The 23,816-nt window shown below is 67.1% G+C and carries 19 protein-coding genes; 8 read left to right on the forward strand and 11 right to left on the reverse strand.

The features are described 5' to 3' along the window. Positions 1-63: 63 nt before the first annotated feature. From ppsA to CHINAEXTREME_RS00560, 4 genes are all read right to left on the reverse strand, one after another. A complete protein-coding gene (ppsA, locus tag CHINAEXTREME_RS00545) occupies positions 64-2,415 on the reverse strand; it encodes a phosphoenolpyruvate synthase (protein WP_007143760.1) in 2,352 nt (783 codons plus the stop codon). Between the two features lie 234 nt (positions 2,416-2,649). Then, positions 2,650-2,844, reverse strand: coding sequence for a cold-shock protein (locus CHINAEXTREME_RS00550; protein ID WP_006672078.1), 195 nt, complete (start codon positions 2,842-2,844; stop codon positions 2,650-2,652). 224 nt (positions 2,845-3,068) lie between these two features. Next, on the reverse strand, positions 3,069-3,983 hold the full coding sequence (locus CHINAEXTREME_RS00555; protein ID WP_007143759.1) for a PhzF family phenazine biosynthesis protein: 915 nt from the start codon (positions 3,981-3,983) through the stop codon (positions 3,069-3,071). 114 nt (positions 3,984-4,097) lie between these two features. Further along, the gene (locus CHINAEXTREME_RS00560; protein WP_007143758.1) at positions 4,098-4,541 is read right to left on the reverse strand and encodes an SPW repeat domain-containing protein; all 444 of its coding nucleotides are present in this window, start codon (positions 4,539-4,541) and stop codon (positions 4,098-4,100) included. A gap of 208 nt (positions 4,542-4,749) precedes the next feature. Between CHINAEXTREME_RS00560 and CHINAEXTREME_RS00565 the strand changes: the two genes are divergently transcribed. Continuing rightward, a complete protein-coding gene (locus CHINAEXTREME_RS00565) occupies positions 4,750-5,919 on the forward strand; it encodes a zinc-dependent alcohol dehydrogenase (RefSeq protein WP_007143757.1) in 1,170 nt (389 codons plus the stop codon). A gap of 93 nt (positions 5,920-6,012) precedes the next feature. Here CHINAEXTREME_RS00565 and thiC read toward each other — a convergent pair whose 3' ends face one another. Next, on the reverse strand, positions 6,013-7,485 hold the full coding sequence (gene thiC, locus CHINAEXTREME_RS00570) for a phosphomethylpyrimidine synthase ThiC (protein WP_007143756.1): 1,473 nt from the start codon (positions 7,483-7,485) through the stop codon (positions 6,013-6,015). 173 nt (positions 7,486-7,658) lie between these two features. Between thiC and CHINAEXTREME_RS00575 the strand changes: the two genes are divergently transcribed. Continuing rightward, entirely contained in the window at positions 7,659-8,357 is a 699-nt protein-coding gene (locus CHINAEXTREME_RS00575) for a phosphoribosyltransferase (RefSeq protein ID WP_007143755.1), read from the forward strand. A 74-nt stretch (positions 8,358-8,431) separates the two neighbouring features. Here the strand turns inward: CHINAEXTREME_RS00575 and CHINAEXTREME_RS00580 are convergent, their stop codons facing one another. Then, positions 8,432-11,209, reverse strand: coding sequence for a heavy metal translocating P-type ATPase (locus tag CHINAEXTREME_RS00580; protein WP_007143754.1), 2,778 nt, complete (start codon positions 11,207-11,209; stop codon positions 8,432-8,434). Positions 11,210-11,357: 148 nt separating this feature from the next. Between CHINAEXTREME_RS00580 and CHINAEXTREME_RS00585 the strand changes: the two genes are divergently transcribed. Further along, entirely contained in the window at positions 11,358-12,014 is a 657-nt protein-coding gene (locus tag CHINAEXTREME_RS00585) for a glycosyltransferase (protein ID WP_007143753.1), read from the forward strand. Between the two features lie 164 nt (positions 12,015-12,178). On the opposite strand, the gene CHINAEXTREME_RS00590 is transcribed toward CHINAEXTREME_RS00585, so the two are convergent. Continuing rightward, positions 12,179-14,500, reverse strand: a complete 2,322-nt coding sequence (locus CHINAEXTREME_RS00590) for a PAS domain S-box protein (protein WP_007143752.1) — start codon at positions 14,498-14,500, stop codon at positions 12,179-12,181. 183 nt (positions 14,501-14,683) lie between these two features. Between CHINAEXTREME_RS00590 and CHINAEXTREME_RS00595 the strand changes: the two genes are divergently transcribed. Then, positions 14,684-15,145 (forward strand): pyridoxamine 5'-phosphate oxidase family protein, encoded by a 462-nt coding sequence (locus tag CHINAEXTREME_RS00595; protein ID WP_007143751.1) that lies wholly within the window; start codon positions 14,684-14,686, stop codon positions 15,143-15,145. A gap of 94 nt (positions 15,146-15,239) precedes the next feature. On the opposite strand, the gene CHINAEXTREME_RS00600 is transcribed toward CHINAEXTREME_RS00595, so the two are convergent. The 3 genes from CHINAEXTREME_RS00600 to CHINAEXTREME_RS00610 all read right to left on the reverse strand — a co-directional run bounded on the left by CHINAEXTREME_RS00600 (position 15,240) and on the right by CHINAEXTREME_RS00610 (position 19,546). Continuing rightward, positions 15,240-16,520 (reverse strand): hypothetical protein, encoded by a 1,281-nt coding sequence (locus CHINAEXTREME_RS00600; protein WP_007143750.1) that lies wholly within the window; start codon positions 16,518-16,520, stop codon positions 15,240-15,242. Between the two features lie 146 nt (positions 16,521-16,666). After that, the gene (locus tag CHINAEXTREME_RS00605) at positions 16,667-17,542 is read right to left on the reverse strand and encodes a hypothetical protein (RefSeq protein ID WP_007143749.1); all 876 of its coding nucleotides are present in this window, start codon (positions 17,540-17,542) and stop codon (positions 16,667-16,669) included. Between the two features lie 129 nt (positions 17,543-17,671). Next, positions 17,672-19,546, reverse strand: coding sequence for a S9 family peptidase (locus CHINAEXTREME_RS00610; RefSeq protein WP_007143748.1), 1,875 nt, complete (start codon positions 19,544-19,546; stop codon positions 17,672-17,674). 155 nt (positions 19,547-19,701) lie between these two features. On the opposite strand from CHINAEXTREME_RS00610, the gene CHINAEXTREME_RS00615 reads away from it, so the two are divergent. Beyond that, positions 19,702-20,067 (forward strand): hypothetical protein, encoded by a 366-nt coding sequence (locus tag CHINAEXTREME_RS00615; RefSeq protein WP_010546505.1) that lies wholly within the window; start codon positions 19,702-19,704, stop codon positions 20,065-20,067. Between the two features lie 663 nt (positions 20,068-20,730). Further along, entirely contained in the window at positions 20,731-21,126 is a 396-nt protein-coding gene (locus CHINAEXTREME_RS00620; RefSeq protein WP_007143747.1) for a hypothetical protein, read from the forward strand. Here the strand turns inward: CHINAEXTREME_RS00620 and CHINAEXTREME_RS00625 are convergent. Next, complete coding sequence (locus tag CHINAEXTREME_RS00625; RefSeq protein ID WP_007143746.1) at positions 21,052-22,485, reverse strand: DUF389 domain-containing protein; 1,434 nt, start codon at positions 22,483-22,485, stop codon at positions 21,052-21,054. The two genes, CHINAEXTREME_RS00620 and CHINAEXTREME_RS00625, sit on opposite strands and share 75 nt — an antisense overlap. 142 nt (positions 22,486-22,627) lie before the next feature. Between CHINAEXTREME_RS00625 and CHINAEXTREME_RS00630 the strand changes: the two genes are divergently transcribed. Next, positions 22,628-23,605, forward strand: coding sequence for a phosphotransferase family protein (locus CHINAEXTREME_RS00630; protein WP_007143745.1), 978 nt, complete (start codon positions 22,628-22,630; stop codon positions 23,603-23,605). 54 nt (positions 23,606-23,659) lie between these two features. After that, positions 23,660-23,794 carry a hypothetical protein gene (locus CHINAEXTREME_RS22385; protein WP_274520325.1) on the forward strand — a complete coding sequence of 45 codons (135 nt, stop codon included), beginning with the start codon at positions 23,660-23,662 and terminating at the stop codon, positions 23,792-23,794. Positions 23,795-23,816 lie beyond the last annotated feature (22 nt).

Below are 23,816 nucleotides of genomic sequence, written 5' to 3' on the forward strand. Positions count from 1 at the left end.
TCGTGTTCGGGTCCGGGTTCGGATTCGGGTTCGGATTCGGGATCGGGTCCGCTGCTCGAGATTTCAGCGAACCGAATCGAGCAGCAGTTTCTGCTCGACGCGCTTGACCTCGTGCTGGACGTCCCGCACCGCGTCGATGTTCGCCGAAATAGAGCTGATCCCCTCGTTGACGAGGTACTGGACCATCTCCGGTTTGGACCCGGCCTGGCCGCAGATGCTCGTGTCGACGCCGTGCTCGCGGCAGGTCTCGATGACGTCGCCGATCAGCCGCAGCACGGAGGGGTGCAACTCGTCGAACCGGTCGGCGACGTTCTCGTTGTTGCGGTCGACCGCCAGGGTGTACTGGGTCAGATCGTTCGTCCCGAAGGAGGCGAAGTCGATGCCGGCGTCGGCCATCTCCTCGACGGCCAGCGCCGAGGCCGGCGTCTCGATCATCACGCCCCACTTGCGCTTCTCGGGGTCGATACCCGCCTCCCGCATGAGCGACTTCGCGCGGTAGACGTCCTCCGCGTCGTTGACCAGCGGGAACATGATCTCGACGTTGTCGTAGCCCATCTCGTAGAGCCGGCGGAACGCCTCGAGTTCGTGGGCGAAGACGTCCGGCCGGTCGAGCGATCGGCGGATCCCCCGATAGCCAAGCATCGGGTTGTGCTCGTCGGGTTCGTCCTCGCCGCCCTCGAGCTGGCGGAACTCGTCGGTCGGCGCATCGAGGGTGCGCGTGCGGACTGGCCGCGGGTAGAACTCGTCGGCGACGCCCCGGATCCCCTCGACGAGTTGCGTGATGTAGGCGTCCTCGCCCTCCTCCTCGATGAACTTCGCGGGCGTGCGGTTCAGCGAGAGGATCATATGTTCCATCCGGAGCAGGCCGACGCCGTCAGCCCCCGTCGCGGCGGCGCGTTCGGCCGCCTCGGGGATGGAGACGTTGACCTTCACCTCCGTCGCGGTCATCGGCTTGACCGGCGACTGCGGCCGGACCTCCTCGACGGGTTCGGTCTCCTCCTCGGGTTCGACGACCTCGCCCTCGAGGACCTGTCCTTTGTCGCCGTCGAGCGTGACGACCTGGCCGTCCTCGAGGACGGTCGTGGCGTTGGTCGTGCCGACGATCGCGGGCACGCCGAGTTCGCGGGAGACGATCGCGGCATGGCTGGTCATGCCGCCCTCGTCGGTGACGATCCCCGAGGCGCGTTTCATCGCCGGCACCATGTCGGGCATCGTCATTTCGGTGACGATGACGTCGCCCTCGCCGACCCTGTCGAGGTCGTCCAACTTCTCGACGATCCGGGCGGCACCGCTGACGGTACCCGGGCTCGAGCCCAGGCCGTCGACGATGACGTCCCCGGTCTCGTCGTTGCTCGCGGCTCCGGAGTCGGCCCGGCTCTGGGCGGCTTTCGCGCCGCTGCCGTCGGTGACGCCCTTCGTCGGGTCGATGCCCGCCTCGGTCGGATCCGCGACGTCTCCGGCCCCGGTCTCGCCCTCGCTGATCGTCGTGATCGGGCGCGACTGCAGCATGTAGACCTCACCGTCGGCGATCGCCCACTCGACGTCCTGTGGGTTGTCGTAGTGGTCCTCGACGCGCTCGCCGAGTTCGACGAGGGCGTCGATCTCGTCGTCGGCGATGACACGCGCGTTTCGCTTCCCCTCCGGCACATCGCGCTCGACGGTCTCGCCGGTCTCCTCGTCTTTGACGTGCATCACCTTCTTCTCGGCGACGGTCACTTCGAGGTCGCCGCCGTCGCGGGGAACGACGTAGTTGTCCGGCGAGACGGCCCCGGAGACGACCGCTTCGCCCAGCCCCCAGGCGGCCTCGATGATCATCGTCGGGTCGCCCGTCGAGGGGTGGCTGGTGAACATCACGCCGGATTTGTCGGCGTCGACCATCTGCTGGACGACGACGGCGATGTTCACCGCGGAGTGGTCGAACCCCTGCTCCTGGCGGTAGTAGATCGCCCGCTGCGTAAAGAGCGAGGCCCAACACTCCCGGACGCGATCGAGCAGGGCCTCCTCGGTGACGTTGAGGAACGTCTCCTGCTGGCCGGCGAAGGAGGCGTCCGGAAGGTCCTCCGCGGTCGCGGACGAGCGGACCGCGACGAACGCCTCCCCGTCACCCACCTCGTGGTAGGACTCGAGGATCTCCTCGCGAAGCTCCTCGGGGAACGGCGTCTCGAGGATCAGTTCCTGCGCGCGGTCGGCGGCGTCGGCGAGGGCGCTCGAGTCCTCGACGTCGACGTCGACGGCCGCGAACAGCTCCTCGTCGATTCCCGCTTCCTCGATGAACGATCGGTAGGTCCCGGCCGTGACCACGAATCCGGGCGGAACGGGCAGTCCCGCACCGGTAAGCTCCCCGAGGGAGGCACCTTTGCCGCCGACCTTCTCGAGGTCGCCGGCGCTGATCTCGTCCAGCCAGAGTACAGCCATGCTATTTGGGTGGTCAGCAGACCGAATAAAGAAGGTTGCGAACGGTCGCCATGATTCGAAACTCGGCTTCGAATGAGTTTCTGTGCGGTCCAGCGATATTCGCCGCTCGAGACCATTACTCCACGGGGTGATCGACGCCACTACTGAACCGACGGCGTCGGAACTCTGGGTCGGTATGCGTCGCGAAAAATCGAAGCACACAGTATCGCCTGGCGGCGACAGCGGTGAGCCTGATTACTGCCGAACGACGTTCGTCGCGCGGGGGCCCTTGGGGGCCTGTTCGATGTCGAATTCGATCTCGGTTCCTTCGGTCAGATCCTCGCCGCCAACGTCCTCCATGTGGAAGAACACGTCGTCGTCGGAGTCCTCAGTCTCGATGAAACCGTAACCGCCAGTGTCGTTGAAGAAGTCAACCGTACCGTTTGCCATTGCAACTATCCAAAACCCCGATACACGGTTAAGTGTTCCGCATTCGTTTTCTATTTCTCGAAACAGGGCTACGAATGTTATTTGTATTCGGTTTGAGCGGGCATTCGTCAACCAGCGGTCGACGATGCGGGGAATCCTGTCCGATCCGTCGGGTTCTCGCGAGGAGACCGCCGAGTCCCAATTTCCGCCGCCGTGAACGGCCCGATCGCCGAATTCGTCCGGGCTCAGGCCTCGAGGATCTCGTCTTCCTCGTCGTCCGGGACGACCAGTGACCCTTCGAGCGCGACGACGCCGCGGCCGCCGACTCGAACGCCTTCCCCGTCCTTGTTGCCGACCCGAACCCGGACGATCCCCGGCCGGTCGACGTAGTGACCCTGCTCGAGGCGGAGTTCCTCGGGGAACTCGTCGTCGAACGCGCCGAAGCGATCGAGGTACGCGCCGACGGCCCCACTCGCGGTGCCGGTGACTGGGTCCTCGGGCACGCCCGCGCCCGGCGCGAACATCCGTCCGTGCAGCGTCGACTCCCGCTCGAGCGCGTCGAAGGTGAAGAGATAGACGCCGGCCGCGTCGACCGCGTCCGCGAGGTCCTCGACCGCGTTCATGTCGGGGTCGGCGCTTCCCAGATCCGAGAGGTACGTGATCGGGACGATCAGAAAGGGAAGCCCCGTGGAGGAGACGGCCAGCGGAATGTCGTCGCTGGCCCCCTCGAGTGCGGCCCGGTCGACGCCGAGCGCGTCGGCGACACGGTCGTAACCGACGTCGACCTCGCGAATTTGTGGGGCGTCCTGGGTCATCCAGACCGTCCCGTCCTCGGCGACCTCGATCTCGAGGACACCGACGTTCGTTTCGAGCGTCGTCGTACCGGGCTCGAGGCCCTCGCGCTCGTGGAGGTAGGCGAACGAGCCGATCGTCGCGTGGCCACAGAGGTCGACCTCCTGGGTCGGGGTAAAGTAGCGGATCCGGCGGTCGGCCGCCGCGCTCGAGCGCAGGAACGCGGTCTCGCTAACGGCCATCTCGTCGGCGATCGCTTGCATCTGCTCCGTCGAGAGGTCGTCCGCGTCCGGGACGACGCCGGCGGGGTTGCCGGCGAGCGGTTCGTCGGTGAACGCGTCGACCTGGACGATCCGAGTCGTCTCCATACGACGTCGATCGGGCGACCGGCGTATGAATCCTCGGGCACTGGAGCCGTCGTCGGCCTCGAGCCCGGGACGGAGACGGAAGACGGCGAGACGGAGACGGAGACGGAGACAGTGTTAGACTCGAGCGTGCGTGCGCTCGGGGACGTCGGCCTTGTTGTTCGCGTAGGCGCTGTACGCCGAGAGGGCAGCCGTGAGCAGGCCGCCGGCGGCGGTGGCGGTCGCGAGTTCGCTGCTCCCCATCTCGATGACCGTCGGGGAGGCGAGCGCCCACAGCCCGAGGATGGCGGCCAGCGAGGCGACCCCGACGCTGGCCAGCCGGTCCCTGCTCAACCGGTAGAAGTTGTACCCGCCGAGCAGGAAGATCGCCGTTCCCACGAGGGTGTCGTTCCAGATCGCCGCCTCAGTGGCCTCGAACATGAACGGGTAGGCCACGAGTCCCAGCCCCGCCAGCGCGACGATGGCGCTCACCCACTGCATCACGTCCGTGTTGAGCGTGTCGTGTCCGGTTTCGGTACCACGGGTCGTTCCGGCGTCGGTGTCGGTCGGTGTATCGCTCATGAGAACTCACGTTACCGTCGCCCTGGAGCGGGGAAAACGACGATGCCTGCAGTTGTCGAGCGGGTGTGGCGCGGTCCGCTCGCCGGCCACGTGGCGGAACCGTCGGTCCGGACCCGGTACGGCCCCACTCGGGCGCACAAACAGGCCCCCGATTTACCTCCCGGGTGGGTGAGGGTTGTGACTGAGTGACTCCACGATGGACGGCACGATGACGGCTCTCACCTGGCACGGCGAGCAGGACGTCCGCGTCGAGGAGGTTCCCAAACCCGAGATCGTCAACCCGACGGACGCGATCGTCGAGATCACCGCCACCGCGATCTGTGGCTCCGACCTGCACCTCTACAACGGCTACATGCCCTCGATGCGGGAGGGCGACGTGCTCGGCCACGAGCCGATGGGCGAGGTGGTCGAGGTCGGCGAGGAGGTCGACCGCCTCGAGGTGGGCGACCGCGTGGTGGTCCCGTTTACGATCAGTTGCGGCGGCTGCTGGTTCTGCGAGGAGGACCTGTACTCGCTGTGTGACAACTCGAACCCGAACGCCGAACTCGCCAGCAAGATCATGGGCCAGTCCCCGGCGGGGCTGTTCGGCTTCTCGCACATGCTCGGCGGCTACGCGGGCGGGCAGGCGGAGTACCTACGGGTTCCCTACGCCGACGTCGGCCCGGTCAAAATCGACTCCGACCTCTCGGACGAGCAGGTGTTGTTCCTCTCGGATATCTTCCCGACGGGCTACATGGCCGCCGAGAACGCGGAAATAGAGGAGAACGACACCGTCGCGGTCTGGGGCTGTGGCCCGGTCGGCCAGTTCGCCATCCAGAGCGCCCGGATGCTCGGCGCGGACCGGATCATCGCGATCGATCGGATTCCCGAGCGCCTCGAGATGGCCCGCGAACACGCCGACGCGGAGACGATCGACTTCGAGGAGGAGGACGTCTACGACCGGCTGATGGAGATGACCGGCTCCCGCGGCCCCGACCGCTGCATCGACGCCGTCGGAACCGAGGCCCACGGAACCGGCGTCGTCGGGGCGACCGACGAGGTCAAACAGGACGTGATGTTGCAGGACGACCGCCCGGTCGTCCTCCGGCAGGCGATCAGGTGCTGTCGGAAGGGCGGCACGCTCTCGATCCCCGGGGTGTACCTCGGCCGCTCGGACAACGTCCCGACCGGCCCGCTGATGAACAAGGCGCTGACGGTCAAGACCGGCCAGACCCACGTCCAGCGCTATCTCGACCCCCTGCTCGAGAAGATCGAGGACGGCGAGATCGACCCGTCGTTCGTCATCACCCACGAGGCGTCGCTCGAGGACGGGCCGGAGCTGTACGAGACGTTCAACGAGAAAGAGGACGGCTGCATCAAGGCCGTACTGACGCCCTGATCCGGTCGGCGGTCACACGGTCCGTCGTAGTTCTTTACCGATGATCGCCGTCCCGTCGGAGCGATCACCGGTAAAACGCTACAACGATCCGTATCAGTCGTCGCTCGCGGTACCGGGTTCCGCGTCGCTCTCGTCTCCGAACGCCTCACAGTCCTCGATCGGCAGCAGATCGGCGGAGTCGTGGACCCCGACTGGCGGCCGATTTACCTCGGCGGCGGGCGAGGACTCGAGGTCGGTTCCGGCGTCGTCGGCCCCGGTCTCGAGTTCCTCCATCCCGCCGTCGTCAGCCCGCGCGTCTTGATCGATCCGCATCGAACAGAACTCGACGCCACACATCGAGCAGAAGCGCGCCTCCTTGTAGTTGTCCTCGGGCAGCGTCGCGTCGTGGTACTCGCGGGCACGGTCGGGATCCAGTGCCAGACGGAACTGTTCGCGCCAGTCGAACTCGTACCTCGCTTCGGAGACCGCGTCGTCCCAGTCTCGAGCGCCGGGCCGTTCGTTCGCCACGTCGCCCGCGTGGGCGGCGATCCGGTAGGCCGCGAGCCCGTCGCGGACGTCCTCCTCGTCGGGGAGGCCGAGGTGTTCCTTCGGCGTGACGTAACACAGCATCGCCGCGCCGGCTCGTGCGGCCGTCGCGGCCCCGATGGCGCTCGTGATGTGGTCGTACCCGGGCGCGACGTCGGTCACGAGCGGCCCGAGCACGTAGAACGGTGCGCCGTCACAGACCTCCTGCTGGCGCTCGACGTTCTCGGCGACCCTGTGCAGCGGCACGTGGCCCGGACCCTCGACCATCACCTGCACGTCGTTGGCCCAGGCGCGGCGGGTCAACTCCCCCAGGGTGTCGAGTTCGGCGTACTGGGCCTCGTCGCAGGCGTCGGCGATCGAGCCCGGACGGAGGCTGTCGCCCAGGCTGAACGTGACGTCGTGCTCGGCGAAGACCTCACAGATCTCGTCGTAGACCTGGAACAGCGGGTTCTGTTCGCCGTGTTCCTCCATCCATTTCGCCATGATCGAACCGCCCCGCGAGACGATGCCGGTCTTCCGGCCGTCGGTCAGCGGCAGGTGTTCGGCGAGGATCCCCGCGTGGATCGTCATGTAGTCGACGCCCTGCTTCGCCTGCTTTTCGATGACCTCGAGCAGCAGGTCCGTCGTGATCTCCTCGGGACTCCCCGCCCGCTTGACGGCCTCGTACAGCGGGACGGTCCCGATCGGAACAGGCGAGTGCTCGAGGTGCGTCTCCCGGATTTCGTCGAGTCGGCTCCCAGTACCGAGGTCCATCACGGTGTCCGCGCCGTAGTGGACCGCGGTGTGGAGTTTCTGGAGTTCGGTCTCGAGGTCGTCCGTCTCCTCGCTGTTGCCGATGTTGGCGTTGACCTTCGTGGCGAACTCGCGACCGATGATCATCGGGTCGAGTGCGTCGTGGTTCCGGTTCGCCGGAATCACGGCCTGTCCGTCGGCGACCTGCTGCCGGACGAACTCCGGCTCCCGGTTCTCGCGTTCGGCGACTCGCTTCATTTCGTCGGTAATCGTCCCCTCGCGGGCGGCTGCGATCTGGGTTTCTGCCATCGATAACTAGGTTATAGTAATGAGTTATAAATCTAGGCGATAACGTGGGTTCCGTGGAGAACACCGTAGATAGCCGTCGAGAGCGCCGATGATAACCTCGAGAGCATACGTCGGCTCCGTTTCAGCCCACTTATGAGGATAGCAATCCAGTCTCCCGAACAGGTGGCCACCAGATGTCCGACCTACCGGACGACTTCGACTGTACGATCACGAACTGGGAGTACATATATAGCCTCTGTCGGGACGTCAGCGACGACGTGCGACGCGACGAGTTCGAGCCGGACGTCATCGTCGCGCTGGCGCGTGGCGGCTGGTTCGCGGGGCGATGTCTCTGTGATTTCCTCGGAATGGACGACCTGACCAGCCTGAAGATGGAACACTACGTCGGCACCGCCGAGAAGTCCGGCGAGCCGACCGTTCGCTACCCGATGCCGGAGGGCAGCGTCGAGGGGAAAGACGTCCTCATCATCGACGACATCGCCGACACCGGCGGCTCGATCGAGCGCGCCTACGAGTACGTCGACGACCGCGACGCCGGCGAGGTCCGGACCGCTACGCTCCAGTTGCTCGGCACCAGCGAGTACGAACCGGATTACGTCGGCGAACGGCTCGAGGACTGGACCTGGATCGTCTACCCGTGGAACTTCATCGAGGACATGGTCGATCTCATCTCCGGCGTGATGGAGCAGGCCGACGCGGAGGCGTTCACCCAGGAGGAGATCCGCCGCTACCTCGCCGAGTTCCACGGCATCGACCGCATCGAGATGGAGATCGCCCAGCCGGACCGCATCCCGGAGGTCCTCTCGGAGATGGAGCGTCGGGAGGTCATCGAATCGGCCGGACCCGGCGAGTGGACCCTGCTCGAGGAGTAACCGTCGTCCCGGTCGACCCCCGAAAACCGACCGAAACGCGTCGTTTTCACGCCCTCGAGCGACGGCACCCGGTTTCACTCGAGCAGCGGCCGCGCCGCGTTCCCCGCGACGAGCACGGCGGTGACGGCGACCGCGGCCGTCGTCACGAGCGGGTTCAGCACACCGAGCACGGCAGCGGGGAGGACGACCGCGTTGTAGCAAAGTGCCAGTGCGAGCGTCCCGCGGACCCGCCGACGCGCCGCGACGGCCAGTTCGAACGCCCGTTCGACCGTCGGAAGCGTGTCCTCGACGATCGCGAGGTCCGCCGCATCGGCCGCGAGTGCGGTCGCGCCGCCGAGCGAGATCCCCAGGTCCGCCGCCGCGAGCGCCGGCGCATCGTTCGTCCCGTCGCCGACCATCGCGACCTGCCCCCGATCTTTCAGCCGGTGGATCGTCGCCGTCTTCCCGTCCGGCGGCACCCCCGCGAAGGCGTGATCGACCGCCGGGTGGGCCGCGAAGAACGCCGTCGCGGCCTCGTCGTCCCCGGTCAACACCACGACCTCGAGCTCTCGCTCCCCCAGACTCGAGAGGGCGTCGTCCCAGTCCGCTCGCGGCTCGTCGCCGACGACGACGAACCCTTGCGCGCGCCCGTCCCGGCCGACGACGACGGGAAGCCGGCCGAACCCGCGTTCCTCGCGGACCCGTTCCTCCAGGTCACTCTCGAGCGTCCACCCGCGGTCCCGGAAGAGGTCGGGGTGGCCGACCAGGATCCGGCTACCGTCGACCCGTCCCGCCACGCCGGTCTCGAGGCCGTCGAACGCCTCGACACGGGGGGAGACGGCGGCGTCGCCGCCGTCGGGGACGAACTCGCCGTCCCCTGGTTCGTCGGCCGCGAACGCATCCGCGAGCGCAACAGCGACCGGGTGGGACGCCCGCCGCTCGAGTTCACCGGCGGCCGCGAGCAGGTCCGGCGGCCCCTCGGCCTCGAGAACGCTCATCTCGCCGGTGGTCAGCGTCCCCGTCTTGTCGAAGACGACGACGTCGACATCCCGAAGCCGCTCGAGGACGGTCTCGTCGAAGACGACGATGCCGTGATCCAGGGCCTCCCGGAGCCCCGCGCCGACCGAGGCGGGCGTCGCGAACCCGAGCGCCCACGGGCTCGCGACGATGATCGACAGCATGATGGCCTCGGCGGCGTCGATAGCCGTTCCACCGCGGAAAAGGGTCGTGACGCCGACGGCGACGGCGGCGGCGACGACCAGCGGTGCGAGCACCGCGGCGACGGAGTCGGCCCGGCGCTGGACGCCGTGGGTCGCGCTCTGGAGATTCCAGACCGCTTCCGTCAACCGGTCGATACTGCTCGTCGTCTCCGCGCCGACGTCGACGACGGCCGCTCCCGACCGAACGACCGACCCGCCGACGACGGGATCGCCTTCGGCCTTTGATATCGGGAGCGACTCACCGGTGACGACCGCCTCGTCGACCGTACAGGCCGTCTCGAGGACGCCGTCGACCGGGATCCGTTCGCCCTCGCGGACGAGCAGGCGTTCGCCGCCCTCGAGGTCGCCGATGGGGACGGTTCGGGTGGGTCCGGTAGCCGTCCCGTCACCGTTTCCGTTCCCCTCCTCGCGTCCGTCCTTCCCCGACGCTGTTTTCCCGTCGGAGTCCTGCCCGGATCCGTACACCCGCGCCGTATCGACCTGTGAAATCGTCAGATCGGTTAGCCGATCCCTCGCTCGGCGCTTGACCGTCGCCTCGTAGAACACCGCGCCCATCACGAGTGCGGCGACGACGATCGTCAGGTCGTAGTAGACCTCGATCCGGCCGCGGAAGATCGACAGCGTGCCGTAGGCGAAGCCGGCCAGGATCGTCAGCGCGGCCAGCAGGTGGGTGTTCGGCCGTCGCAGTTTCAGGCTGACGTAGGCCCCGCGTAACAGCGGCCCGCCGGTGAGATAGAGGACCACGCCGGACACCACGAGAAACAGCGGTAGGACCAGCAGGCCGTCGAAGCCGGCGAAGGCGTCCTCGTATCGGGCGAGCATCGGTCCGTCGACGAACGACGAGAGGTAGACCGGGTAGAGAACCGCGAAGTACGGCACGAGCAGAAACGAGCCGAACACGATGCCGACGATGTACCGGACCTCGAGCATGGTGTCCGAACGGCGCTTCCGGAGGCCGGTCATCTCCCTGGAACGGTGCGTGGAACCGGTGTCGTCGGCGGGACCGTACTCGCCGTCCTCCTTCGCGTCCTCGGTTCCTGTCCCACGCTCGCCGTCGGTCGCTCCGTCGGGCACCGAGTCCGCCGTGGCCGCCGACCGGAGGTACGCGGTATACCCCACCGTACTCAGGGCGTCCCGAAGATCCGACGTCGAGATGCGGGCGGGGTCGTGGTCGACGCGGACCGTCTCCGTGACGTAGCTCGCAGCGGCGTCGGCGACGCCGTCGCGGCGCTGGGCGACCGAGTCGAGGAACGCCTCGCAGGTCGCCGAGTGCATGCCATCGACCCGGAAGAACGTGCGGACCTGGGGCTCGTCGCCGTCGTTCTCGATGGGCGTGCCTTCCCCAGTACCAGCGTCGGTTCCGTTGTCTCCCCCTGCCGTACGACCCTCGAGCGACTCCGCTCCCCCTTCTCCCGGCCCGTCTGCACCACGCTTCGAGGACGGCGACTCGAGCGTCCGATCGACGTCGCGACAGCCGGTCGAGCAGTAGCGCTCGTCCGGGTCGCCCTCTCCCTGGCCCGTGGGTCCGGCCGCGGATCCGTAAACGCTACTCGTCGGGACCGACGAGTCCCCGGGGTCGGAACCGGAGCCGGAGCCGGGCAGCGGCGCCCCACAGAGAGCACATCCTCGTTGGTCGGAGCGGCGGTCAGTCACTAGGCATCCCTCCACCGCCAACCACATTAACGATACCCGTAGTCCGTAGTTCGGGGGTCGACCGTCGCCGAGGATCGGTAACGGAACCGGAAACGGCCGGCTCCCGCAGCGCCAAGCGTTAATGAGCGCCATTGTGACCACTCGAGCGATGGCCGAGATGGCGACCGACGGGGTCGAACCGGACGTGAGCTTCGTCGTTCCGGCACGAAACGAGGCCGACCGATTACAGGGGGCGCTCGCGAGCATCTCGGCACTCGACACGGCCTACGAGTACGAGGTGATCGTCGTCGACGGTGACTCGACCGACGGGACGCCCGCCGTCGCCCGCGAGCACGGCGCGATCGTTGTCGACGGCAGCGCCTCGAGCATCGCTCGCGCCCGGAACCAGGGTGCGAAACGGGCTCGCGGCGAGTGGCTCGCCTTCGTCGACGCCGACACGCAGGTCCGCTCGACGTACCTGACCGAACTGCTCGGATACGCCGAGGCCAACGGGCTCGCAGCCGCGAGTTCGTACTGCCGGATGACTGGCCCCCGGCGGGCCAAGATCGTCGAGGCGACCATCAACTACCTCGTCCCGCGGCTCGAGCGCCCGATCCTCCCCGGGTTCAACGTCCTCGTCCGCGCGGAGGCCGTCGATGAGATCGGCGGCTTCCCGGACGTCCCGAACGAGGACACCGCGTTCAGCCGCCGGCTCGCGCTCGAGTACCCGACGGGCTACTGTCGACGACGCCTCGTCGAGAACTCGGGCCGTCGGATCGACCGGCTCGGCCTGACCGGGACGCTCGTCTACGATAGTAACAACTGAAACGATTTACACACCGATCGCACAGCTGTCGTGCGATCGGGTGTGCATTGACTTTCAGTGGCTAAAATACCTCCAACTCGACCTCGAGCGGGTGCGGGCAACCCGCGGGTGAGTGCCGGTCCGGCCTGTGAGACTCGAGGGGGAACCGAAAAGCGGCGATTCCGCTACGGTTGCGAAAGCGAAATACCCGTGATCTCGAACCGGGCACCGCCCGACCGGCTCTCCGCGGCCGACAGCTCCCAGTCGTGGGCCGCCGCGATGCGCTCGACGATGCTCAGCCCGAAGCCGGTCCCGTCCTCCGCGGTCGTGAACCCGGTTTCGAAGATCCGATCGCGCTCGTCGGCCGGAATCCCCGGGCCCGTGTCGGCGACGTAGAAGCCGCCGGCTTCGTCTGATCCGTCGTCCAGTTCGAGCGTGTCGACCGTCACCGTCAGCCCTGCGCCGTCGTCCGTCGTGGCGTGGTCGATGGCGTTCCGAAACAGGTTCTCGAGCAACTGCTGGACCCGCTCGCGGTCCGCGTGGATCCAGCACTCGTCGGGGACCTCGAGCCCCGCCTCGCCGGTCTCGACCATCGTCCAGGCGGTCGTCGCCACCTCGGAGAGCGGGACCGGCTCGAGATCTGTCACCGTCGATCCCTGTTCCGCGAGTGCGAGCAGGTCCTCGATGAGCCGCCCCATTCGATCGAGGGCGTGTTCGCAGTCCTGTAGCCGGGCGGTCCCGTCGACCTCGTTTCCGCCCTCCAGCGCCACCTCGAGCGCACCCCGGGCGACGTTCAGCGGGTTCCGCAGGTCGTGGCTGACGACGCTCGCGAACTCCTGGAGTCGCTCGTTCTGTCGCTCGAGGGCGGCACGGGACCGCTCGCGTTCGGTCTCGTAGCTGACCCATTTGGCCATCAGCTTGACCAGCGTACACTCGGTCTCCGTGAACCCGCCTGCCTCGCGGGGCTCGCTCGAGGCGAAACAGAGCGTCCCCCACAGCGTCCCGTCGATCGTTACCTTCGCACCGACGTAGCTGCCGAGGTCGAACCGATCGTAGGCTGGATCGTCGGACCAGCCTTTCCTCTCCGCGTCGGCGATCGCCAACAGCCCGTCGTCTTCGACCGTCTTCCGACAGTACGCCTGGGAGAGCGGACAGGAGTCGTCCTCCTGGAGCAGGGGGTGAGTGCCCTGTGACTGGACGATCGTCTGTGTCTCGTCTTCCGTATCGATCCGGCTGAGGAAGGCATAGGGGAGATCGAGGTACTCCCGTCCCAGTTCGAGCACGTCCGAGAGTTTCTCCTCCCGCGAGGCGTCCGTCCTGGTCGACAGATCGTACAGCGTCTGGAGGACCGTGACGCTGGCCTCGAGGCTCTCTTCGGCGCGGATCTTCTCCGTCACGTCGGTCAGGAAGATCGACAGCCCGTCGTCGGCGGGGTACGCCCGGATCTCGAACCACTTCGCGAGCGACGGGACGAACTCGGTCACGGTCGCCGCGGTCCCGTCGGCGAACGCCGCCTCGAGACGCTCGATCGCGTCCGACTCCTCGAGGCCGGGTAGCGTCGACAACAGGGGCTCTCCGAGCAGTTCCTCGCGGGACCGATCCAGTAGTTCGACAGCCCGGTCGTTGAGATAGGTGTAGCACCACTCGTCGTCGATCGAGACGAACGCGTCGCCGATCCGCTCGAGGATCCGATCGCGCTCGCGTTCGATCTGCATCCGTGCCGAGATGTCGCGGATGACGGCGGTGAACCGCCGGGTTCCGTCCACCGTCGTCTCCCCGAACGAGATCGCGAGCGGAACCTCGTGACCATCGGCGTGCTTGCCCGGAAGTTCGACCCAGGACCAGTCGAGGCTGCGTTCCCCGGTGTGGCGGTAGCGTTCGAAACTCTCGCGGTGGCGCTCCCGGTACTCCGGCGGGATCAACGCCGTCAACGGGCCGCCGATCACCTCGTCGGGCGAGTAGCCGAACACCGTCTCGAGGGCGTCGTTGGCGTACTGGATCCGGCCGTCCTCGGTGACGGTGAGGATCACGAACGAGGAGTTCTCGGTGAACGCGCGGAACCGGGTGTTCGCGAGTTCGAGCGCATGTCGTTCCGACGCGCGCTCGACCGCCCGTTCGATCCGTATCGCGAGCCTGCCGCTCTCGGTGACGCTCGAGCGGGGGAGACAGCCGGTCGCGCCCGCCTCGAGCGCCGCGGCCGCGGCGGATTCGTCGTGGCCGGCGGTGAGCGAGAAGATCGGTAGGGACGGCCGACGCTCACGCAATCGTTCGACGAGGTCGAGACCGTCATCCCGGCCGAACTCGGGGCCGATCACGACGCAGTCGACTTCCCCCTCCACGACGAGTTCGACGGCGTCGTGGCCTTTCTCGATCGGTTCGACCGCGAGGCGGTCGCTCCGTTCCCGGAGCGAGTCGGCGGTGGCCGCAGGTTCGGCATCGACGTACCCCACCCGAATTTCGTCGGGGTCGAAGCCAGTTTCCGTCGGAATAACGGTCGAACTAGTCATGAAGACGTGCTAATTACCCTACGGAAGGGCGAGAGAGTAATAAAGGATCGGATAATTCTGGTTATTCGTTACGGTTAGCGAGAATTCTCGGCGTGCCGGATTCTCTCCCCGTCCGACACCCGGAGACGCGCTCACGACATCGTCAGGGACGGCACTTTTGCACCTACCGGTGGCATCCCGGCCATGGCGATCCCCCCCGAAGCGAAACGACGACTCGAGGAGGAACCCCGAGTGGCGCACTTCGGTACCTGCGCGGACGGTCGACCACACGTCGCGCCCGTCTGGTTCCGATACGCCGGTCACGAAGAGGAAAAGGAGGTCGATGGCGACGAAATCGAGGGACACGACGGCGATAGTGAGAAACGAAACTCCACGGACGACCGCCTCGAGATCGTGACCACCGGCCGAAAACTGGAGAACGTCCGGGACAATCCCCGCGTCGCGCTCTCGATCCAGGCCGACGAGGGGGGCGAACCCCGGTGGGCGCTCACGCTACTCGGGACAGCGACCGTCGTCGACGACGAGGAGCGATCAGCCGCGGCGCGTCGACGGATCCACGAGCGCTACGACGCGGATCCCGACGCCTACGAGGAGAACGTGCTGGTCCGGATCGAGATCGGGACTGCGAACTACCGGACGTACTGATCGCGGGCAGAACGGAGATCGATCGATCTGGGAGACGATACGCGATCCGGGGTGGTATCGGTTCCGAAAACGTCGCCGAGCTCGCGAGCCGGGACTACCCGTCGAACACCCGCCAATCCTCGACGCGATCGGTCACGGCGTCGGTGAGATCCGTGAGGTAGGGGAGTCCCCAGAGCGCGACGACGACGCCGCCGAGCGTGTTGAACAGGAGGTCCGTTATCGTGTCGTGGAGGCCGTACTGGGACAGGGGCATCTCGAGGCCGGTCCCCGCCGCGACGGCGTCGAGGGCGAACTCGCCGATGTCCCAGAAGACGCCGAACGAGAGCACGAAAACCGCGACGACCCCCGGGACGAGTTCCAGCGGGAGGTGGACCTCGTCGCGGTGCTCGTCGAGGGTTCGAATCACGACGTAGCCGGTTCCGGCGACGAGCGTCGCCGAGAGGGGATGGGTCAGGTTGTGCCACCAGAACGACCGCTCGTAGACGTACACCGAGCCGACCGCGTGCAGGAACACGACCACAGTGATCCAGAGGACGAGGCCGCCGTCGAACGGGAGGCCGTAGCGACGCCGGAGCAGCGTCGGGAGAAACGAGACCGCAAGCATCGCTGCCGCGTTCGTGATGGCCCCGGTGTCGAATGCGACGAGACCGTACGCGAGCATGGCAGCGATACCCAGCCGGAGCGTCAGGATCGCCAGGCGCGTTACTCGTCCGGACACGGGCAGGCGTTCCTCGAGCGACGGGTGGTCATCGAGGTCCGCCTCGACGGCAAACACCTGTTCCTCGATGCCGTCGACGGGGGCCGAAACCAGTTCCTCGCCAGGAAACTTCCGGTAGTAGCGGTCGAAACAGACGCCGGCGACCAGTCCCGCGACCGAGGCAGCGATCAGGAGCCTCATCAGTTCCGCATTGCTCTCGAGCACGTCGGTTCCAGCGACGAGGTCCTGCGCCCAGGTGACCATCGCCCACGTGGCCGCGATCGACGCGGAGAGCATCGTTACGGCCGCGACGGCGACCCACCGCTCGAGTCGAACCTCGGTGAGACCGTGAAGCTCGAGGGTCAACGCGAGCGCGATCGTCGCCGCACCCGCATAGAGGAGGAGCTGTCGGGTCGGGAGGTCCGGCGCGATGACGGCCGCGACCAGCGGAACGACGGCGACGGTCGTCACTTCCCAGGGGAGGGCGGCGCGCGTCGTGCCGAGTTCGATCGCGGGCACGAGCGCGACGGTGACGACCGTCACGGCGAACAGGAGTTCGTGAACGCGTCCCTCGAGCGCTGCACCCGTGCCGACGATCGCAACGACGGCGATCGCCGCCCACGAGAGGTATGCGTTCGAGCGCTCGCCGTGGAACGCGCGGGTCGGTGTTCGGGACATTTCGGGGAGACCGTCGGGTCGCCCGCTCGAGGTGCCGACGGATGGAGACGCCCTTAGCGCGTCCGGCGAGGAAAGACCGGGGCCTGCTATCGCTGGAGGGCCGTGACCCGAGACCCGAGACCCGAGACCCGAGACCCGAGACCCACTCAGTCGAGTATCGCCGCGAGATTCTCGTCCCACAGGCACGGACGAAAGAGGAAGTCGTACCCGGTACCGTCCCGGACGTTCGAGAGTCCCTCCCGCAGTTTCGCCCACTCACCGTCGGTCAGGTCGAGCCGATCCCCGGTCCCCATCACGCCGTCGTTGGCGGGATCGTCGGCGTGACAGAGCGCGAGGTGTGCAAGTTCGTGGAGGACGAGTCGTGCCTCCGCCTCCCGGTCGTCCCGGTCGGTGACGACCGCACGATTGCCGAGGCTGAACCCGTTGACGTAGCCGTCACGGTCGAGGCCGCCCCCGATCAGGTCCATCCAGCGGCTGTAGATCCGCCCTTCGTACGGCCCCTCGTCGGTTCCCGGGACTACGATCAACTGGAGCGCGACGTCCTCCAGCGACGGTTCGATCTCCTCCCGGTAGAAACTGTGTACGCCCCAGAGGAGGCCGCCGACGGACAGCCCGTAGCGGTCGGCGACCGTCTCGAGGTCGTACCGCCGTGGGTACTCGAGCCACTGTGCGTGGATGCCGTTGTCGCGAAACAGGTCGACGATCGTCCGCTCGGTCGCCGTCGAAATCGTCGCGTCCCCGACGTACCGAACGTCGATCAGGAGGTCCCGACGCCCCGGCTCGAGGCCCTCGAACTGGTGGCTCCCGAAGATCGACTCGAGTCGCGCGTGGAACTCCGCGGATCGTTTCCGGTGATCGGGGATGCCGTCGGCGTCGGCGTCGCTGGCGACGGTCCGGCTTCGAACGGCGCTTCCGACGCCGCCGAGGGCCGAGACGGCACCGACCGTGCCGACGGCACGGAGGAGGGTTCGCCTGGGGTGGCGCCGCCAGCGACCGTCGTCCGCGTCTCGCCGGCCACCCATAACGTGGGAAACTGATCAGCTGGGCCGACGTTGTTCTGTGCGTGTATTAATTCACGCTTTACGTGTCCGGCGGGCCGGGATGGGATCGAGGGAGAACGGCCGGCCCGGGACGCCGTCCAGTACCAGGACTCAGACGTGGTCCGCGAGGAAGTCGGCGATCCGCTCGAACTGCTCGATCCGGTTCTCGAGTTTCGTGGTGTGGTGGCCCTCGTCCTCGAAGATACACGTCTCGACGGGGACGCCCTGTTCGTCGACCGCATCGGCGATCTGGCGGGCCTCGCCGACCGGGACGCGCGGATCGTTGGCCCCGTGCTGGACGAACAGCGGACACTCGATCCGGTCGACCTCGTTGATCGGGCTGATCGACTCGAGGAACTCGCGGTCCGCTTCGAGCGAGCCGTACTCGGCCTCGCGGTGAGACTGGCGGTAGTCGCCCGTGTTCTCGAGGAAGGTGGTCCAGTCGGCGATGCCGACGAAGTCGACGGCGGCCGCCCAGAGATCCGGGTACTCGGTGATGCTGGCGAGCACCATGAATCCGCCGTAGGACCGACCGTAACAGACGACCCGGTCGTCGTCGATCGCTGGCTGTTCGCGGAGCCACTCGACGCCTGCCGCGATGTCCCGGACCGAATCCATGCGCTTCTCGACGTCGTCGAGGGCGGCGTACTCGCGACCGTAGCCGGAGGAACCGCGGACGTTCGGTTCGAAGAACGCGTACCCCCGATCGAGGAAGTACTGGCGAACGGGCCGGTTCCGCCAGGACGGACGGCGCTGGGAGTGGGGGCCGCCGTGGATGTCGACGATCACGGGGACCTCCTCCCCCGGTCCCGGTCCCGGTCCCGGTCTCGGTCCGGTCCCCGGTTCCGCCCCCTCGGGCAGCGTGAAAAACGCCGGAATCTCCCGCCCGTCGAACGTCTCGTACCGGATCAGGTCGGGTTCGTGGTACTCCTCGAGCGGGACGCCGCCCGCGGAGGGGACCGTCCAGCGTTCGGCCTCGAGAGCGCCATCTGGTTCCTCGAGTCCCGTCAGATCGACGACGTAGATCGAGTAGTTCAGGTTCGTCGAAGAGACGGTCGCCGCCAGGCGCTCGCCCGCCGGCCCGATCGTCAGTTCGGACGCGACGCCGTCGGGGACCCCGACTTCCGATGCCGCGGCGTCGGTCGCACCCTGGAGTCGGCCGGCGTACAGTTCCGAGTAGCCGTCGACGTTCCGGGTGTACGCGAGCCGTCCGGTGTCGGCGTCGAGCGCGAACCCGTCGATGCTCCGATCGCCGCCCGAGCGAACTGTCTCGACCGCGAGCGACTCGAGGTCGATCCGGACCAGTTCGAGCGTGTCGCTGCTGGCGTCGCTCGCGCAGTAGATCGCGTCGCCGTCCGGGCCGAACGTCGGGTCCTCGTATCGGACGTCCCCCTCGTGTGGCGTGACGTGGCGGCGCTCGCCCGTCTCGAGGTCGAGGACGGAGAGGTCGGCGTCGGAACTGGCGTGGGCCTCGAAGAGCAGCAGTCGCTCGCCCTCGGGGCCCCAGTCGGCGACCTGCAGGCGGCCGTCACCCTCGAAGACGGGGGCCGGATCCCTGGACGAGTCGGCGGACCAGTCGTCGCCCCTGATCACGTAGACGTCGAAGGCCGCGGCGCAACGTCGGTTGGCCGTGAACGCGATCCGTTCGCCGTCGGGGCTCCAGCCGCCCCACGTGTGGATCGCGTCCGGTCGGTCGGTCAGCCGTTCGATCGCGCCGTCGTCGGGGTCGCAGACGAATAGCTGGTCGCGCTCGTTCGCCCCCGCATCCTTCCCGAAGGCGATCCGCTGGCCGTCGGGCGACCACGAGACGAACGACACCCGCTCGTCGTAGAACGTCCGCTGGGTCGGCCAGCCGCGGGGCTCCTCGAGGGTCCAGACCTGCATTGTTCCGGTCGTGTCGGCGAGGAAGCCGAGTCGACCGTCGGGTCCGATCGTCGGCGTCGTCGTTCCCCTCGCGCTCAGATAGGATCGGAGGTCGCGCGTCATGCACGGGTTGGCGAACCCCACCCGTTTGAAACCCTGGGTGTCGGCTGGGGGTTCGGATTCGCCGACGGCGGGCTTCGGCGGTCGTTCCCCTGATCGAGGTACCCTGCTCGCCAAGGAATTAGGGGATCGGTAACACCCAACAAATCAGTGGTCCGATGGCGACGCACGAAAGCGGCGGAACCGACCGCGTACTCGAGACCAGTTTCGGCGAGCGCTTCGAGATCCGGGAGACCGGAGCCGAGACCGAGGGCGAACTGGTCAGGATCGACACCTGCCTCGACCCGGGCGTGCGACGCCCGCTTCACAGCCATCCGAAACAGGACGAACGGTTCGTCGTCCGCGAGGGGATGCTCGAGGCGGGCGTGGAGGCGACGGGAAACGGCTGCTCGAGGCGGGCGAGGAAGCGACTCTGCCCGCCGGGGCGCCCCACACCTTTTGGAATCACCACGGTGGCGAACGCGAAGTGCGGTTCACGACCGATCATCGGCCGGCGCTGCGGTTCGACGAGTTCGTTCGGGTGATGATCGCGTTAGACCGCGAGGGCCGCCTCGGCGCCGGCGGCATACCGGCGTAGATCACGGCGGAATCGGAAACCCGAGTTCCGTCGCGATCGATCCAGGCCAGTTCCGCGTCGATCCCGTTGCGCGCCGCGGTGTACAGCGACTCGTTGGCAGCGGCCCACGGCAGTGAACCTGCCGGTATTCACCGCCAAGGAATGCGTACGCTCGTGGCACCGGTCCGGGAACTGGCCACCTTATATGGTATTATGAGATTATAGTCATTCCTCGCAAAGATATATATGGGACCAAATGACAAGCGATAGCATGGCTCAAACGATGAAAGAGGTCTCGCACACACCGCCACACGGAAAAGCACCGACGGACGTCTGGAAACGAGGGCGAGAAGAGGAGCAGTAGGACCCATCAGGTTCCGTCGCGTCGGAACCGATCTCGAGACGTCCGATGCCCGGTAGCTGCGGCACTCCCGGTCTACGAGGTCGCTTGCAGTACCCGGCCCACGGCGTAATTCGATCGAAACTGGGGCCGGTCGCTGCCGGGAACCGCGACGCCATCGGGTAAGTAGCGGCCGGAGAATAGCGTTCTCGGGTGCGGCTGTATTGGACCTCGTCGCCCAAATTCGACTGGACGTACCGTTTTGAATCTCGGGAGCGTACGAGCCCGTAGATGGACGCCGAACGCTGGTGGCCACCGTTCGTCGAGGTCGTGGCCATCGTCTGGATCGCGCTGTTCGTCGTCGACGTCGCGGTCACGTTCGAGGTGCTCGTCGTCTCCGAGACGGTCGCCTCGACGGTCCGTACCGTCCTGCAGTGGCTCCTCGTCGTCTTCCTCCTCGACGTCGCGCTCCTCTATCGGTGGTCGGAGAAGGGGCCGCGGGCGTTCGTCCGTGCAAACTGGTTTCTCATTCTGACCGTCGTTCCGTGGTTCCGGCCGTTCCGGCTGCTCCGGATCGGTCGGTCGATCCGCGCGCTCCGGCTGCTGACCGGCTCACGACGGGTCGGCTCGTTCCTCAACAAGGTCCGTGGGAAGTGCCACAGCCTGTGGTGCCGACTGCGCGACTGAACTCCTCGCCGAGCGGGGCAGCCACTCGTCGAGCGGCCACCACGCGCTTTGCCCGTCGTCGGTGTCGATTGGCGCCGCGCGCTGGTAGTCCACGAACCGAACGTCCACGTGGACGGCCCGGTTCGTCCGGGTATCGATCTCGGTTCGCAGATCCGCCGCCAGTTCCTCGTGCTCGAGACCGCTCGTGCGCCCCACGGTCACCGTCACCGCGACCTCGTCGCTGAACGCGCTCCCGTCGTTGTACTCGGTCTCGACGCCGACGAGTTCCAGCGTACTGTACTCGGGTTCCTCGAGCACGTCCTGCACTTCGTTGTTCACCTGCTGTTCGAAGACGAGGTGCTGGTACGTCCCGAGAACGGTCAGCGCGACGACGACCAGAAACAGGAGGACGATGAGAGCGTACGCGCCCGTACGGAGCGAGACGGCGGCGTTCTCGCGGACGTCACGGATGACCGACGAGCGGTAGCCGAGCGCGATGAGCGTGAGGTACGCGGTGAGATTGATGAACACGATGTTCATCAGGAGCAGGACGATGCCACCGGCGACGAGGAGCGGGTCACCCCAGGCCGTCCCGATGCCGGCCGCGGCGGCGGCAGGGACGATGGCCGCCGCGACGGCGACGCCGGCGAGGGAGACGGGGAGGTCGGTCGCGAGCGCGAGCGCGCCGGCGAACCCGGCTGCGATGGCGATGACGAGCGTCAGGAGGTTCGGCGTGGCGAACGCACCCACCTGTCCGACGCGACCGACGTCCAGCGTCGGTTGAACGAACCCGGTCTGCTGTAAGAAGATGCTCATCACGACCGCGCCGACGTACGCGACGACGAGCCCCGTCACCTGCGACGTGGCGCTGTCGACGACCATCCCGCGGTCGCTGATGACGGCGCCGGCGCTCGCGGAGAGCGTCGATCCCGCAAAGGGGGCGATCACCATGGCGCCGACGATGACGATGGCGGAGTCGAGCAGGAGACCGCCGACCGCGACGATCGCGCTCGCGATCGCGAACGCGAGGTACGTGGCGGTATCGGGCGTCAGGTCCTCAGCGCGCTCGCGGATCTCGGCGTGGGAGGCGCCCCGCTCGCCTTTCGGCCCCTCGACGTACCGGTCGGTTAACTCGTCGACGTTCGGGACGGTAGCCCGGTCCACCTCGGTGACGACGGTGTACGTGTCCTCGTCGAGTCCCGCGTCGTACAGTCGCTCGAGGACCGTATCCACGGCGCCGGACGGGACGGGAACCTCCGCCAGACTCCCGTCCCGATGATCGTCCGCATCGCTGAAGACGTATTCGACCTCCATCTCCGAGAGGGTCTCTCGCACCGCGTCGTGATCGTCGGCGGGAACAAAAACGCGAACGAGTCGCATACCGATCGATCGGCCGACACGCCATTTACTAACGGCCTACTACGGACCGTAATCGCGAGCATATGCGGCTACGCGCTCGAGGCCGACCCCCCAAATGAGCACGGAGAAACCATTATAGTAGCCCCCCGTGGTAGCGGGGGGCGTGGAAGTTCCGACTGTCGTCTCCGCGATCGTGGAAACGGAACTCAGCTCCTACGAGATCACGGGGCACGTCCTCGAGGGCGACATCCACCGAGAGTTCGAGGTCGTCGACGAGGCGGGGGACCAGTACGTACTGAAGGTCGCCGGAGATACCGAGGAGGAGCGAGCACGGGTAAAACACGAGGCCGTCGTCGTCGGCTCGCTCCAGGAGTTCGATTTCGTCCCCGACCTGTGTGGATCCGGCGTCGTGGACTCGTATCCGTTCCTCCTGTTCGACCGCGTCGAAGCCACCGAGCAGTGGGGGACTGCCCGGTGGGAGACCACGGCGGCGAGGACGCTCGGTGAGACGCTCGCCCGAGTACATACCGACATCGAGCCGCGTGCCGAGTGGAGGACGTCGGGGGACGCCCACCCGCTCCCCGAGAGCCAGCCGCCGGCAGCGACGTTCGAGACGCTGTGTGAACTACGTACGTCGGACCGGCGGCGGCTGGCGGAGTTGCTGCCAGACGTCGCGGCCGTCCTGCAGGAGACGACTGCCGAACGGGGCGTCGTTCACGGCGACGTGACGATCGACAACGTCCGGTTCTCGTCGGACGCGAGGGAGTGTACCCTCGTCGACTGGGAGACGGCCACCGTCGCCGACGCCTACTTCGACGTCGCGATTGCGGAACTGCGGACGTTCCAGCTCTTCAGTTCGTTACTTTCCGTCCCGGAGGAGACGATCCTCTCGGAGCTGAGAGCGGCCTACGGGGTTCCCTCGTCGGCCGTCCGGCGGATACGGGCGCACAAGATCCTGCAACTGTGCCGGATGGTCCCTCGAGTCGAACGGCTCGGCCCCTACGCGAGCTGGCAGCGCCGCGTCGACGGCTCCTGTCTCGAGCAGGTCGAGAGGGTGCTCGAGCGGACGGTGCGTCGTTGCACGTTCGCGGAGCCCCTCGAGGGCCTCGGAACTCGGGGCTCCGGAGACTCCGAGGAGTGAGTCGTCACACTTCGGCCTCACGAATTACAACCGTTGGGACAGAAACGGTACAGGATGACGCTCGAACTCAAGTGTGACAGTTGCGGCTTCGAGCGGACGTTCGAGGAGGACCGCGAGGGGTACGCCGCCGCACGTGATCACGAACGGGACCACCCGTCGCACTTCGTGTTCATCACCGGTGGGAGATAGCCTGCCCACGAAGCAGGCCGGG

Source organism: Halobiforma lacisalsi AJ5, from assembly GCF_000226975.2.
GTDB lineage: Archaea > Halobacteriota > Halobacteria > Halobacteriales > Natrialbaceae > Natronobacterium > Natronobacterium lacisalsi.

Excerpts from the sequence above, each read along its gene's own strand:
- CHINAEXTREME_RS00625 (WP_007143746.1), bottom strand. The coding sequence starts at position 22,485 with ATGCGACTCGTTCGCGTTTTTGTTCCCGCCGACGATCACGACGCGGTG.
- ppsA (WP_007143760.1), bottom strand. The coding sequence starts at position 2,415 with ATGGCTGTACTCTGGCTGGACGAGATCAGCGCCGGCGACCTCGAGAAG.
- CHINAEXTREME_RS00550 (WP_006672078.1), bottom strand. The coding sequence starts at position 2,844 with ATGGCAAACGGTACGGTTGACTTCTTCAACGACACTGGCGGTTACGGT.
- CHINAEXTREME_RS00585 (WP_007143753.1), top strand. The coding sequence starts at position 11,358 with ATGGCCGAGATGGCGACCGACGGGGTCGAACCGGACGTGAGCTTCGTC.
- CHINAEXTREME_RS00600 (WP_007143750.1), bottom strand. The coding sequence starts at position 16,520 with ATGTCCCGAACACCGACCCGCGCGTTCCACGGCGAGCGCTCGAACGCA.
- CHINAEXTREME_RS00590 (WP_007143752.1), bottom strand. The coding sequence starts at position 14,500 with ATGACTAGTTCGACCGTTATTCCGACGGAAACTGGCTTCGACCCCGAC.
- CHINAEXTREME_RS00620 (WP_007143747.1), top strand. The coding sequence starts at position 20,731 with ATGGACGCCGAACGCTGGTGGCCACCGTTCGTCGAGGTCGTGGCCATC.
- CHINAEXTREME_RS00615 (WP_010546505.1), top strand. The coding sequence starts at position 19,702 with ATGGCGACGCACGAAAGCGGCGGAACCGACCGCGTACTCGAGACCAGT.
- thiC (WP_007143756.1), bottom strand. The coding sequence starts at position 7,485 with ATGGCAGAAACCCAGATCGCAGCCGCCCGCGAGGGGACGATTACCGAC.
- CHINAEXTREME_RS00605 (WP_007143749.1), bottom strand. The coding sequence starts at position 17,542 with ATGGGTGGCCGGCGAGACGCGGACGACGGTCGCTGGCGGCGCCACCCC.
- CHINAEXTREME_RS00610 (WP_007143748.1), bottom strand. The coding sequence starts at position 19,546 with ATGACGCGCGACCTCCGATCCTATCTGAGCGCGAGGGGAACGACGACG.
- CHINAEXTREME_RS00565 (WP_007143757.1), top strand. The coding sequence starts at position 4,750 with ATGACGGCTCTCACCTGGCACGGCGAGCAGGACGTCCGCGTCGAGGAG.
- CHINAEXTREME_RS00555 (WP_007143759.1), bottom strand. The coding sequence starts at position 3,983 with ATGGAGACGACTCGGATCGTCCAGGTCGACGCGTTCACCGACGAACCG.
- CHINAEXTREME_RS00560 (WP_007143758.1), bottom strand. The coding sequence starts at position 4,541 with ATGAGCGATACACCGACCGACACCGACGCCGGAACGACCCGTGGTACC.
- CHINAEXTREME_RS00595 (WP_007143751.1), top strand. The coding sequence starts at position 14,684 with ATGGCGATCCCCCCCGAAGCGAAACGACGACTCGAGGAGGAACCCCGA.
- CHINAEXTREME_RS22385 (WP_274520325.1), top strand. The coding sequence starts at position 23,660 with ATGACGCTCGAACTCAAGTGTGACAGTTGCGGCTTCGAGCGGACGTTC.
- CHINAEXTREME_RS00575 (WP_007143755.1), top strand. The coding sequence starts at position 7,659 with ATGTCCGACCTACCGGACGACTTCGACTGTACGATCACGAACTGGGAG.